The sequence below is a fragment of the Prolixibacter sp. SD074 genome, from assembly GCF_009617895.1.
In the GTDB taxonomy this organism is placed as follows: domain Bacteria; phylum Bacteroidota; class Bacteroidia; order Bacteroidales; family Prolixibacteraceae; genus Prolixibacter.
Window position 1 is genome coordinate 3,339,274 of record NZ_BLAW01000001.1, and the last position, 12,527, is coordinate 3,351,800.

General features: G+C 47.3%; 11 protein-coding genes. 10 read left to right on the plus strand and 1 reads right to left on the minus strand.

Features of this window, described 5'->3' with window-relative positions:
- The first annotated feature begins 123 nt into the window (after window positions 1-123).
- From GJU82_RS14330 to GJU82_RS14345, 4 genes are all read left to right on the plus strand, one after another.
- Window positions 124-2,229 carry a hypothetical protein gene (locus GJU82_RS14330; RefSeq protein WP_153632774.1) on the plus strand — a complete coding sequence of 702 codons (2,106 nt, stop codon included), beginning with the start codon at window positions 124-126 and terminating at the stop codon, window positions 2,227-2,229.
- A gap of 72 nt (window positions 2,230-2,301) precedes the next feature.
- Window positions 2,302-3,717 carry a DUF5723 family protein gene (locus GJU82_RS14335; protein ID WP_153632775.1) on the plus strand — a complete coding sequence of 472 codons (1,416 nt, stop codon included), beginning with the start codon at window positions 2,302-2,304 and terminating at the stop codon, window positions 3,715-3,717.
- 89 nt (window positions 3,718-3,806) lie between these two features.
- A complete protein-coding gene (locus GJU82_RS14340) occupies window positions 3,807-4,094 on the plus strand; it encodes a DUF4834 family protein (RefSeq protein WP_153632776.1) in 288 nt (95 codons plus the stop codon).
- Between the two features lie 66 nt (window positions 4,095-4,160).
- The gene (locus GJU82_RS14345) at window positions 4,161-5,714 is read left to right on the plus strand and encodes a glycine--tRNA ligase (RefSeq protein ID WP_153632777.1); all 1,554 of its coding nucleotides are present in this window, start codon (window positions 4,161-4,163) and stop codon (window positions 5,712-5,714) included.
- A gap of 142 nt (window positions 5,715-5,856) precedes the next feature.
- Here the strand turns inward: GJU82_RS14345 and GJU82_RS14350 are convergent, their stop codons facing one another.
- Window positions 5,857-5,997 (minus strand): hypothetical protein, encoded by a 141-nt coding sequence (locus GJU82_RS14350; RefSeq protein ID WP_153632778.1) that lies wholly within the window; start codon window positions 5,995-5,997, stop codon window positions 5,857-5,859.
- Window positions 5,998-6,057: 60 nt separating this feature from the next.
- Between GJU82_RS14350 and GJU82_RS14355 the strand changes: the two genes are divergently transcribed.
- The 6 genes from GJU82_RS14355 (at window position 6,058) to GJU82_RS14380 (ending at window position 12,511) form a co-directional block, all read left to right on the plus strand.
- Window positions 6,058-7,350, plus strand: coding sequence for a nucleotide sugar dehydrogenase (locus GJU82_RS14355; RefSeq protein WP_228488712.1), 1,293 nt, complete (start codon window positions 6,058-6,060; stop codon window positions 7,348-7,350).
- Window positions 7,351-7,417: 67 nt separating this feature from the next.
- Complete coding sequence (locus GJU82_RS14360) at window positions 7,418-8,719, plus strand: glycosyltransferase family 4 protein (RefSeq protein ID WP_153632779.1); 1,302 nt, start codon at window positions 7,418-7,420, stop codon at window positions 8,717-8,719.
- A complete protein-coding gene (gene wecB / locus GJU82_RS14365; RefSeq protein ID WP_153632780.1) occupies window positions 8,716-9,792 on the plus strand; it encodes a non-hydrolyzing UDP-N-acetylglucosamine 2-epimerase in 1,077 nt (358 codons plus the stop codon). Before GJU82_RS14360 ends, wecB begins: the two co-directional genes overlap by 4 nt.
- 44 nt (window positions 9,793-9,836) lie before the next feature.
- Window positions 9,837-10,967 carry a DegT/DnrJ/EryC1/StrS aminotransferase family protein gene (locus tag GJU82_RS14370; RefSeq protein ID WP_153632781.1) on the plus strand — a complete coding sequence of 377 codons (1,131 nt, stop codon included), beginning with the start codon at window positions 9,837-9,839 and terminating at the stop codon, window positions 10,965-10,967.
- Window position 10,968: 1 nt separating this feature from the next.
- The gene (locus GJU82_RS14375; RefSeq protein WP_153632782.1) at window positions 10,969-11,541 is read left to right on the plus strand and encodes an acyltransferase; all 573 of its coding nucleotides are present in this window, start codon (window positions 10,969-10,971) and stop codon (window positions 11,539-11,541) included.
- A 1-nt stretch (window position 11,542) separates the two neighbouring features.
- Window positions 11,543-12,511, plus strand: a complete 969-nt coding sequence (locus GJU82_RS14380; protein WP_153632783.1) for a Gfo/Idh/MocA family protein — start codon at window positions 11,543-11,545, stop codon at window positions 12,509-12,511.
- Window positions 12,512-12,527: the final 16 nt, after the last annotated feature.

The window sequence follows — 12,527 nt, forward strand, 5'->3', positions numbered from 1 at the left end:
TATAAAAATGAGGAGTGTCTTTTTGTGCGCATACCTACAGATTTACACTTTTCGTATGACAGATGATAATAAAGGTAATACAATGGTTAATAGGCTCTTAAGTGAAAATTTAACTTGAAGCATATGTTTACGGAAAAGAAATTGTGGTTCCTTTTAATATTATTGGGAACGGCACTTTTGAATTCGTGCAATACCAACGAATTCAATTTTGACAAAATGGCGGGGCCGGTAAACTGGAAGCCTGCGCTTTATCTTCCGCTGGCACACGGTAGTTACACCGTTAAGGACTTTGTGGATAAGATTGACGATCCGGACTCACTGTTGCAGAGCGATTCAAATAATCTGCTGCATATTATTTACACTGAAGATTCTATCTATCAGTTTGATGCGGCCAGCATGGTGAATTTTCCGGCCAATCAAAACATTAATTCCGATGCAGTAACGGTTGATTCAGTGCAGCTGGCTAATGCTGGCTTTACCAGTGCAGTGACGCTGGATGATTTGACTCATAAGTCAGGTAATCCAGCTCTCCTGGCGCTACGCATTTATGATGGACAAAGCGCTCAGTTCCCTTCAGCAAGTGTATCCAACGCCGGGAGTTATTATCCTACCGGGCTGAATAGTTTTCAGCAGGTTACTTTCCAAAACGGGACACTTTCGTTAACGATGGTCAATAATTATCCGGTCGAGGTTTCAGCGACCTTTAACCTGGTCGATGTAAATAATCCAACAACTTCATTGCAGTTTGTTTTCAGCAACGTGCCTTCCGGCGGACAGCAGATGCAGTCGGTTTCTCTGTCCAATGTAAGTTTGTCGGATAATCTCCGTTTCGATTTGACAAGTTTCTCTACCCCGGGTTCATCGACAGCAGTTCCCATCCGGTTAGCTGATGAGCTGGCGCTGAATTTCCAAATTACCAATGCCGTTATTTCGCAAGGATCGGTTATGATTCCGGATCAGGATGTTAACAGTACTTCTGGAGAATACACCTTTAATATTGACGGGCTGAACAACCAGCCGGTGAAGGTATTCAACACCGAAGTAAAATCGGGTGTACTGGCTGTAACAGTTAACAGTACCGTTGGTGCAGCAGGAAGAGTACGGATTGAGTTACCGACAGCGACAAAAAATGGCCAGCCGGCAGTTTTTAATATTTTAACCGACGGAACACAGACGACCTATTATCAGGAATTTGATCTTTCAGGATACACGGTTGACCTGACGCAAGGTACCAATCAAAATTACAATGTATTGCCCTACACCAGCACGGTTCATTTATTCAAATCAACCGGATACGTAACCATTAGTCCGAGTGACCAGGTGTCATTCTCTGCTGACATGAATAACGTGAAGGTAGGATATATCGAAGGTGATTTAGGGCAGGAATCGATCAATATCGACCCGGGATCATTCAAATTCGACATTGGCGGCCTTAGTCAGTTAAACGGTGACATTCAGCTTCCCAATCCCAAAATTAGTCTGGAGGTTACCAGTTCCATTGGCGTTCCGGCTATGCTGAATGCTAATTTCAAAGGCTACAATACCGATGGGCAAACCGCTGATTTGAATCCTTCACCGATGGATGTCCCACGTCCGACGTCACGTGCCGAAGGAACCCGTATCGATACAATAACTTACGACAATAAGAACTCCGATATTGTGAATTTCATTTCTCTCCCACCAGATGATAAAATCGAATATTCCGGCAGTGTCTCTTTCAATCCGAATGGATCAGCTGATCCGGCTACGCCGAATTTCATTACCGACCAGTCGAAACTGACTGTTGGGTTGATGGCGGATTTGCCGCTGGAAATTCAGTCGCAGGGATTCGACGTTAACGACACACTGGATGTGGATATGGACAATATCGATCACGTCGACAGTGTTACTCTGGTGATGAACATTACCAATGGTATCCCGCTCTATGCTCAGTTTGAGATGATGTTTATCGATACCCTTTCGGGAACACAATACGGCAACCCGATTCAGTCGGAAACAATTGCTGCAGCTAAAACAGACCCCCAGGGTAACTATCAGGAGCAAACGATAACACAAACTGAAATTGAGTTGTCGCCCGGCCAAATCGATGATTTGAATCAATCAAACGGAATTGCATTGAAGGTTCACCTGGTCAGTCCAAGCCAGGGATTGATACCTGCACGCATTTATTCCGATTCGCCCTTTGATGTGAGCCTGGGAGTAAAAGTAAAAGCGGCCCCAAATAATTAGGTGTCCCGGTTCAACTTCCGGGAAAAGAAGAAAGTGATGTTGTTTGATTCTGTAAGTAACAACTGAGAAAAAATGAAGTATCTGAAAAGCAATATAAGATTCCTGGTGTTGCTGTCCGTGTTCGGATTGGTGGCGGGAAATATCCATGCTCAGCCGAATACGATGTATTACATGAAGAATATTTCGCAGACATGGGAAATGAACCCGGCCAATACCGGAATTGAGAGTGGCTGGCATTTTAGCATGCCTGGCTTCTCCGGTGCCGACCTGAAGATGAACACCAACGGGTGGAAATACTCCGATTTGATCCATCAGGGAACCGGGCAGTATGCCGACTCGCTAATTGTCGACCTGGACAAGTTCTACAACAAGCTGGATGACTCCAACATCATGTTCGAGAAAACCAACTATTCGTTCTTCACGCTTGGTTTCCGAACAGGGAGGCACGTATTCAACGTGGCTGTCACCGAAAAGGAATTTGCCAACACCTTCTTTGGCAATAACCTGGTGGCCTTGGTGAAAAACGGAAATGCCCCTTACCTCGGATCATCTTTCAACACGGGGACCTTTGGATTGAATGGAATCCACTACCGTGAACTGGCGCTGGGATATGCCTACGATTTGAACAAGAAAGTAACCCTTGGCATGACCGCCAAAATTCTGTTCGGAATGGGCGCGGCGCAAAGCAAGGACATCAACATGTCGGTGCAGGCCCCGGGCGACGCTTCGTATGTGAATGTGGAAGGCGCCGGCCAGTTGAATGTTTCCGGACCGTTTTCATTCTATACCAGTCCCGATGGCTTGGTCGATTCGGTCGACACGCATTTCGACGGAAGTTACCTGACCAACGCGGGCAACATGGGAATGGCCATCGACCTCGGCGCTGTATTCAAGCCAAGCGAAGATGTGACCCTTTCGGCCAGCATCATCGACCTGGGAAGTATCAGCTGGAAAACCGATGTCACCAACCTGGCACTGAACGGACAGTTTAACTATCAGGGGGTGAATATTGACAATTCATTGAATAAAAACGATCCCAACTACAAGTCGCCGGGCGATGCATTCAGCGATTTGGGCGATTCCATCAAACACGCGTTCAGCATCGATAATACCAACAACAAGTTCCATACAGCAATTCCCGTAAAGGTTTATATTGGCGGTAGTTACCAGGTAAACCCGAATATCGAAGTAGGAGGTTTGGCACGCGCCCGCATTTACAACAGCCAGGCGAGCCTGTCGTTGACGGCTTCCGGAAACGCCTATTGGGGGAACTTCTTTAATGTGTCGGCCAGTTATTCCATTATCGAAGGTTCGTATGCAAATTTAGGTTTGGGGTTTGGATTAAGGGGCGGACCGGTACAATTCTACATGGTAACCGATAATGTGCTAACGGCGGTCAATCCGGCCGATGCCTCCAGTTTAAACCTGGGTTTCGGGCTCAACTTTTTAATCGGCTACAATAAAGAGAAGCATCGCGGGCCGATTTAACAGAAGCTCCACATAAGTTGATTCTATCAACAGGCAAAGGTCGAAAATAATTTATATTTTTGACCTTTGCTTTTTAATGAGGGAGTTATATGCAACTATTTGTACTGTTATATTTTGTTGGTTTCCTGAAAACACTATTCATCATCCTGGCCGTTTACTACGGCATTCGGTTTTTGATGCGATGGCTGGCGCCGAAGGTGGTCGACAAGGCAGCACAAAAATTGTATAACGATATGAAGCAGAAGTCGGGCAGGACCGGAAAAGAGGAGAAGAAAGAAGGTGAAGTAACCATTGAACATTCTGAACGGCACGAAAAGAAATACAACCGTTCCGATGGTGAATACATCGACTTCGAAGAGGTGGACAAAGACGATTGATTCTCATCCCAAAAATATTCCCCCAAAACATCAGGAAACGTTTACTGAAAATTTAAATCATAATTTATGGCTCAGGAAGATTTGTTTAAGAAGCTAATCGCCCACTGTAAAGAATACGGGTTTGTATTCCCGTCGAGTGAAATCTACGACGGCCTGGCGGCTGTTTACGATTACGGACAGTATGGTGTTGAATTGAAGAACAACATCAAGAAATACTGGTGGGATTCCATGGTATTGCTTCACGAAAATGTAGTGGGGCTCGATTCTGCTATTTTCATGCACCCCACAACATGGAAAGCTTCCGGCCATGTCGACGCGTTCAACGACCCGTTGATTGACAACAAAGACTCCAAGAAACGCTACCGTGCCGACGTGCTGATTGAAGATCAGTTGGCCAGGTACGAAGCGAAAATTGATAAAGAGATTGAAAAGGCGAAGAAGAAATTTGGCGACAGTTTCGATGAGGCCAAATTCCGCGAAACCAACCCGCGTGTATTAGCGAATCTGGATAAATGGAAGGAACTGCACGGGCGTTTCAGCAAGGCCATGAACGATATGGATTTGGCAGAGCTGAAGCAGATTATCATCGATTATAAAATTGTTTGCCCCATTTCCGGTACTGCCAACTGGACCGATGTCCGTCAGTTTAACCTGATGTTTTCTACCGAGATGGGCTCAATGGCTGATGGCGCGTCCAAAATTTATTTACGCCCCGAAACGGCGCAGGGTATTTTTGTGAATTACCTGAACGTGCAAAAAACCGGTCGCATGAAGGTCCCTTTCGGGATTGCGCAGATTGGTAAAGCGTTCCGTAACGAGATTGTGGCCCGCCAGTTCATCTTCCGCATGCGCGAATTCGAGCAGATGGAGATGCAGTACTTCGTGCGCCCCGGCAGCGAAATGGAGTGGTTCGAAAAATGGAAGGCTACCCGTATGGCCTGGCACAAAGCCCTGGGCTTCGACGAAAACAATTATCGTTTTCACGAGCACGAAAAACTGGCCCACTATGCCAACGCGGCAGTGGATGTCGAGTACAAATTCCCCTTTGGTTTCAAGGAAGTGGAGGGAATCCATTCCCGGACCAATTTCGACCTCAGCAAGCACCAGGAATTTTCGGGTAAAAAAATTCAGTACTACGATCCCGAAATCAACGAATCATACGTTCCTTATGTAATTGAAACGTCCATTGGTGTCGATCGCATGTTCCTTCAGATCATTTCAGCAGCCTATAGCGAGGAAGAAATTGAAGGAGCGAATGGCAAGAAGGATACCCGCGTAGTGATGAAATTTCCGCCTGCTTTGGCTCCGGTCAAACTTGCCGTAATGCCGCTGGTTAAAAAAGATGGCCTGCCCGAAAAAGCCCGCGCCATCATCGATACACTGAAGTTTGAATTTAATTGCCAGTACGACGAAAAAGACTCTATCGGGAAACGGTATCGCCGCCAGGACGCCATTGGAACGCCATTCTGTATCACGGTCGATCACCAGACCGTTGAAGACAATACGGTTACTGTTCGCTACCGTGATACCATGGCACAGGAACGAGTGGCGATTAGCGATTTACAAAACATCATTCACGATCAGGTAAGCTACAAAAACCTTTTCGAGAAAATAGGCTAAGCTGTTACCGGCCTTTTTCCTAAATAGAAAATTACCGGGCGAAAATGTTTGGGTGTTTTCCTAAATAGAAAATTGCTGAGCGAAAATGTTTGGGCGTTTTCCTAAATAGAAAATTGCTGAGCGAAAATGTTTGGGCGTTTTCCTAAATAGAAAATTGCCGGGCGAAAATGTTTGGGCGTTTTCCTAAATAGAAAATTGCCGGGCGAATGTGTTTGAGCATTTTTCCACATAGGACAGACAGGTGATGAAGCTCCGGTTGATTAGCCGGATATTCTTCCTTCATGATTTAGATTTTAATGTAAATTTGGGGTGCTCGTAACGAACAACCCGGTAAAAACAAGATATGATAGCATCGAAGCTGGAAAAAAAAGAGACATCGCTGGCTGTTGTCGGCCTGGGCTACGTGGGACTGCCGCTGGCTTTGGCTTTCGCCGGAAAAATTAAGGTAATTGGCTTTGATATTGACGAGCAGCGATTAAAGCTGCTGAACAATAATATTGATCCTTCCGGGGAGCTGGAAAGTGAAGCGTTCGATGGTTGCGATATCCAGTTTACCAGCGACAAATCGGTGCTTGAAAATGCTTCATTCTATGTTGTCACTGTACCTACTCCGGTTGATCAGTACAAAATTCCCGATTTGAGTCCGTTGAAAAGTGCAACAGAAACCGTTGCTTCCGCACTGAAAAAAGGAAATTACGTGGTATATGAATCGACGGTTTACCCGGGAACGACAGAAGAGGTCTGCCTTCCGATTTTGGAAAAAGGCTCCGGTTTGAAGGCTGACGCCGATTTTTCATACGGCTATTCGCCGGAACGAATTAATCCGGGTGACAAAGTACACACGGTGGAAGAAACCATCAAGATTGTTTCGGGGAACAACCAACAGGCGCTCGATGAGATTGCCAAAGTATACGAAATGGTGGTTCGTCCGGGGGTTCACCGGGCGCCGCAGATAAAAGTAGCCGAAGCTGCCAAGGTTTTCGAAAATACACAGCGCGACATCAACATCGGGTTGGTGAACGAGTTGTCGAAAATCATGGATTTGATGAACGTCAACACATACGACGTGCTGGAAGCAGCGGGCACCAAATGGAACTTCCTGAAGTTTTATCCGGGTTTGGTTGGTGGCCATTGCATCGGTGTTGATCCGTATTACCTGACACACAAAGCCCGTTCGCTCGGTTTTCATCCCATGATGATGGACAGCGGCCGCATCATCAACGATTCGATGAGTTCGCATGTGGCGATGAATACGGTAAAAATGCTGATTCAGGCCGGCCACGAGGTGAAAGGCGCCCGGGCGCTGGTATTCGGAATTACCTTCAAAGAAGATGTGAGTGACTTCCGGAATTCGAAAGTAGCAGAGGTGGTTCACCACCTGCAGGATTTCGGTGTGGAGGTGGACGTGTTGGATCCGCTGGCGGATCCCGCCCACCTGGAAGAGGAATGCCGGATCCGCCTGGCCGAACAACCGGAAGGAAGATACCAGGCAATCATTTTGGCCGTATCGCATCGCGATTATATCAATCTAAGTCAGGAGTATTTTGATTCGCTGGCAACCGAACGGCCCGTATTTATCGATATTCGTGGGATTTATCGCCGGAAGATAACCGGATTTAAATACTGGAGCCTTTAATTTTAGGCCCTTAACGAAATTCCGAAACCGTTCCCCCTTCGTTTCGGAAATTGATCAGGAATTTGGAATGAAAAAAAGGGTTTTAATCATTACCTATTACTGGCCGCCCAGCGGAGGGGCCGGAGTTCAGCGTTGGCTCAAATTTTCGAAATACCTGCCCGGTTTTGATTGGGAGCCGGTGATTTATACCCCGGAAAATCCGGAAGTGCCGGTTGATGATCCCAGTTTGCTGGAAGATGTGCGCCCGGGCCTGGCGGTTATCAAACAGCCTATCGTTGAGCCGTATTCGGCTTACAAGAAATTCATTGGTCAGAAAAAAGGTGAGCGCGTGAATGCCGCTTTTCTGTCTGAAAATCAAAAGCCCGGGTTAAAAGAGAAGCTCTCTGTATGGATTCGCGGCAATTTTTTTATTCCCGACTCCCGTCGGTTTTGGATCCGTCCATCAATTCGTTTTCTAAAAAAATACCTGGAAGAACATCCGGTGGACGCAATTGTTTCAACCGGCCCGCCGCACAGCATGCACCTCATTGCCCTGGCGCTGAAAAAGAAATTAAACATTCCGTGGCTGGCTGATTTTCGCGATCCGTGGACCAATATCGATTTTTATCCCGACCTGAACCTTACTCCGATGGCGGACGCCAAACACCGGAAACTGGAGCGGAAAGTCATCACTTCGTGTGATGAGATGGTGGTGGTGAGCCGGCAGATGAAAACCGAATTCGAAGCGCTGGGCGGAAAAAATATTCACGTCATCACCAACGGGTTCGATGACGCGGATGTAAGTGGAGAGGTTCCCGAAACCGATGAGAAATTCAGTATTATTCATGCAGGTTCGTTGCCACCCAACCGGAATCCGCGGATTTTGTGGAAGGGGTTACAGGAACTGGTGGCTGCCACGCCGGAGCTGGCCGGCTCACTGCAAATTAAACTGGTGGGCAAGGTCGATGTTTCGGTGCTCGAAGATATCCGGGACCATCAGCTGGAGCCTTACCTCGAGCTCGTCGAATACGTTCCGCACGATGCGGTCATGAAAATGCTGCAGCAGGCGCAGGTTCTGCTGCTGGCTATCAATCAAACGCCCAATGCCAAAGGTATCCTTACCGGGAAATTCTTCGAATACCTGGCAGCATGCCGTCCGGTGCTGGCTATTGGACCGACAGATGGCGATGTAGCCAATATTTTGAATACTGTTCAGGCCGGTTTGATTTCGGACTTTACCGATGAAGAAGGGCTGAAGAAAAATATTTTGACGTTTTTCAACCGTTTCCGGAAAGGAAAACTCTCGGTTAGCTCGGAAGGCATTCATCAGTATTCACGGGAAAATTTGACATCCACATTAGCAGGACATCTCAATAAAATAACCTCATGAAAAAAATAGTTACCATCGTAGGCGCCCGGCCGCAGTTTATCAAAGCTGCTATGGTGAGCCGTGCGTTAAAGACAAAGGGATTTAGCGAAATCATCGTCCATACCGGGCAGCATTTCGATAAAAATATGTCGGAGGTTTTCTTCGAAGAGATGGAGATTCCGCACCCCGATTACAACCTGGGAATTCAGGGATTGAGCCACGGAGCCATGACCGGGCGCATGATGGAATCGATTGAAGATGTGCTTTTAAAAGAAAAGCCCGACGGGGTGATGGTTTTCGGCGATACCAACTCGACACTGGCCGGAGCGTTAGCCGCTGCCAAACTGAACATTCCCGTTGCGCATGTTGAGGCTGGCCTCCGTTCGTTCAACAACCAAATGCCCGAAGAGATCAACCGCATTCTCACCGACCGTATTTCATCGGTGCTGTTTTGTCCCACCGATGTCGCGGTAGGGAATTTGAAAAAGGAAGGATTTGATAACTTCGATTGCCAGATAGTAAAGAGCGGCGATGTGATGCAGGATGCAGCGCTTTTTTACGCCGAAAAATCGGATGGCCGTTCTACCATTTTGAAAAAACTGGATTTAGAAGGAAAGGCTTTCGTTTTGGCTACCGTTCACCGGCAGGAAAATACCGACAATCCGGAACGGGTTCAGGCGATTTTTAACAGTCTGAATGCGGTTCATCAGGATAAAACGGTTGTCATGCCTTTGCATCCCCGCACACGTCAGATCATCAAAAACCTGGGTATCGGACCTGCCTTTCGGGTGATCGGCCCGGTGGGTTATTTCGATATGTTGCAGTTGCTGAAAAACTGTCAGTTGGTTTTTACCGACAGTGGCGGTTTGCAGAAAGAAGCCTTTTTCTTTGCAAAGCATTGTGTCACTCTGCGGGAAGAAACCGAATGGACGGAATTGGTGGAAGGAGGTTTCAACAAGCTGTCCGGGAGTGACTGCAACCGGATATTAGATGCTTACCAGGCCATGTCGGCTAAGCAATCCGATTTTTCGGTCAATCTTTACGGAGATGGCGAAGCATCGAAAGTAATTGCCGACTTTTTAGCAACTTTGTAGAGTGCCCCGATAATTGGGCTCAACTTTGAAAGTCAATAATTAAAATGGGCAAATCAATACAAATGGTCGATTTGCACGGGCAATACCTGAAAATGAAGCCCGAAATTGATCAGGCCATACAGAATGTAATCGATTCCTCTGCTTTCATAAATGGGCAACCGGTTAAAGAATTTGCTGGTGAATTAGCTGAATATATGGGAAGCAAATTTGTTATTCCCTGTGCCAATGGCACCGAAGCGTTGCAAGTGGCCTACATGGCACTCGGTTTGGAGCCGGGTGATGAGGTTATTATGCCGGCGTTCAATTACGTGGCTTCCGCCGAAGCAGCTGCGTTGCTACGCTTAAAGCCGGTTTTCGCCGATGTACACCCCGATACGTACAATATCAATGTCAACCAGTTAGAAAAGGTTATCACATCAAAAACCAAGGCGATTGTTGTTGTGCACCTGTTCGGGCAATCAGCCGACATGGAACCGGTTCTTTCGCTGGCGCGTAAACATCAGCTGAAAGTAATTGAAGACAATGCCCAGGCATTGGGAGCGGTTTATACGTTCCCGGATGGGACGCAGCACAAAGCCGGCGTTATGGGCAATATCGGAACCACATCATTTTTCCCGACCAAGACATTGGGATGTTATGGTGATGGAGGCGCCATTTTTACCAATAATCAAGAGTTGGCAACGGTTTCCCGGATGATTGCGCGCCACGGTCAGGGGGAAAAATATACCTTTGAAAGAATCGGGTTGAATTCGCGCCTCGACACTGTGCAGGCGGCGATTCTTCGGGTGAAGCTGAAAAGGATGGATGAATGGAACCGTTTCCGGCAGGAAGCCGCAGCGGTATACGATGAGTTGCTTGGTAACATAAAAGGAATCGTAATTCCTTCACGTAGCAATTTTTCGACGCATGTTTTTCATCAATATGTTATCCGGGTAACCGGAAAACCGCGTGATGAAGTAAAAGAGGCATTGAAGGAAGCAGGTATACCGTCGATGGTTTACTACCCGTCGCCATTGCATTTGCAGAAAGCATTTGCTTACCTGGGCTACCGCGAAGGAGATTTTCCGGTAGCGGAAAAACTTTGTAACCAGGTATTGGCGCTGCCGATCCATACCGAGTTGCAGCGCGGTGAGCAAGAGCAGATTGTTTTGAAGTTGAAAGAAATCATACAATAAAATGGCCAACTATTTTGCACATTCAACCGCCGTTATCGATGATGATTGTGTCATCGGTGAGGGGACGAAAATCTGGCATTTCAGCCATGTGATGTCTAATTCAGCATTGGGTAAGAATTGCAATCTCGGGCAGAATGTTGTCATTTCACCCAATGTGGTGCTGGGCAATAATGTAAAGGTGCAGAACAACGTTTCGGTGTACACCGGCGTCATTTGTGAGGACGATGTTTTTCTCGGGCCTTCCATGGTTTTCACCAATGTCGTCAACCCGCGCAGTTTCATCAACCGCAAGGAAGAATTCCGGCAAACGCTGGTACGAAAAGGTGCTTCCATCGGCGCGAATGCAACGATCATTTGCGGCATCGAAATCGGTGAATTTGCGCTAATCGGTGCTGGTGCAGTTGTGACAAAAAATGTGGCGCCTTTTGCGTTGATCGTTGGAAACCCGGGACGTCAGGTTGGTTGGGTGAGTGAATATGGCCATCGGTTGGAGTTTTCGGAAACAGGAGAGGCTGTCTGTCCTGAAAGTGGTCAAAAATACAGTCTGGATAATAACCAGGTAAAACGAATTTGAGATGAAGAATTTTGCACTGATAGGAGCAGCTGGTTACATTGCTCCAAGGCACATGAAAGCGATTAAGGATACCGGCAACCATTTGCTGGCTGCATACGACCCGTATGACGGTGTGGGAATAATGGACAGTTATTTCCCGTCGGCCCGGTTTTTTGTGGAGTTCGAGCGTTTCGACCGGTACCTGGAGAAATTGAAATACGAGGAGCAAGTCCCGCTCGATTACATCAGTATCGCTTCGCCCAATTACCTGCACGATGCACACATCCGGGTTGCTCTGCGCCGTGGTGCAGACGCTATTTGCGAAAAACCGCTGGTATTGAACCCCTGGAACATCGATGCATTGGAACGGTTATCGGAAGAGACCGGAAAGAAAATTAACACCATCCTGCAGCTGCGTCTGCACCAGACCATCATCGGTTTGAAGAAACGGGTGGAAGAGGCGCCGAAGGACAAAATATTTGACATCGACCTCACCTACATAACCTCACGTGGTTACTGGTACTACACTTCCTGGAAAGGCGATGTGACCAAATCAGGTGGAATTGCGACCAATATCGGTGTGCACTTTTTTGACATGCTGGCCTGGATTTTCGGCGATATTGAGCAAAATACCGTTCACATCCACACCCACGACCGGGCTGCCGGTTTTCTGCAGCTAAAAAGGGCGCGTGTTCGGTGGTTCCTCAGCATCAACGAGGAAACCTTGCCCGAGGCCATTAAAGCGAAGGGACAGCGCACCTATCGTTCGATTACCATCGAAGGTGAGGAACTGGAATTTAGCGCTGGTTTCACCGATTTGCATACCCGCAGTTACGAGGAAATCCTGAAAGGGAACGGCTACACGATTACGGATGCCCGCCAGGCTATTGAAACGGTACACCAAATCAGGGAGCAAACACCCATTGGCCTGAAAGGTGATTACCATCCGTTTGCCGCCAAAGAGTTGACAAAGCATCCGTTTCAGAAATAAATTCCGCGCAAACTTT

Excerpts from the sequence above, each read along its gene's own strand:
- GJU82_RS14370 (WP_153632781.1), top strand. The coding sequence starts at position 9,837 with ATGGGCAAATCAATACAAATGGTCGATTTGCACGGGCAATACCTGAAA.
- GJU82_RS14350 (WP_153632778.1), bottom strand. The coding sequence starts at position 5,997 with ATGAAGGAAGAATATCCGGCTAATCAACCGGAGCTTCATCACCTGTCT.
- GJU82_RS14330 (WP_153632774.1), top strand. The coding sequence starts at position 124 with ATGTTTACGGAAAAGAAATTGTGGTTCCTTTTAATATTATTGGGAACG.
- GJU82_RS14335 (WP_153632775.1), top strand. The coding sequence starts at position 2,302 with ATGAAGTATCTGAAAAGCAATATAAGATTCCTGGTGTTGCTGTCCGTG.
- GJU82_RS14340 (WP_153632776.1), top strand. The coding sequence starts at position 3,807 with ATGCAACTATTTGTACTGTTATATTTTGTTGGTTTCCTGAAAACACTA.
- wecB (WP_153632780.1), top strand. The coding sequence starts at position 8,716 with ATGAAAAAAATAGTTACCATCGTAGGCGCCCGGCCGCAGTTTATCAAA.
- GJU82_RS14375 (WP_153632782.1), top strand. The coding sequence starts at position 10,969 with ATGGCCAACTATTTTGCACATTCAACCGCCGTTATCGATGATGATTGT.
- GJU82_RS14360 (WP_153632779.1), top strand. The coding sequence starts at position 7,418 with ATGAAAAAAAGGGTTTTAATCATTACCTATTACTGGCCGCCCAGCGGA.
- GJU82_RS14345 (WP_153632777.1), top strand. The coding sequence starts at position 4,161 with ATGGCTCAGGAAGATTTGTTTAAGAAGCTAATCGCCCACTGTAAAGAA.
- GJU82_RS14355 (WP_228488712.1), top strand. The coding sequence starts at position 6,058 with ATGATAGCATCGAAGCTGGAAAAAAAAGAGACATCGCTGGCTGTTGTC.
- GJU82_RS14380 (WP_153632783.1), top strand. The coding sequence starts at position 11,543 with ATGAAGAATTTTGCACTGATAGGAGCAGCTGGTTACATTGCTCCAAGG.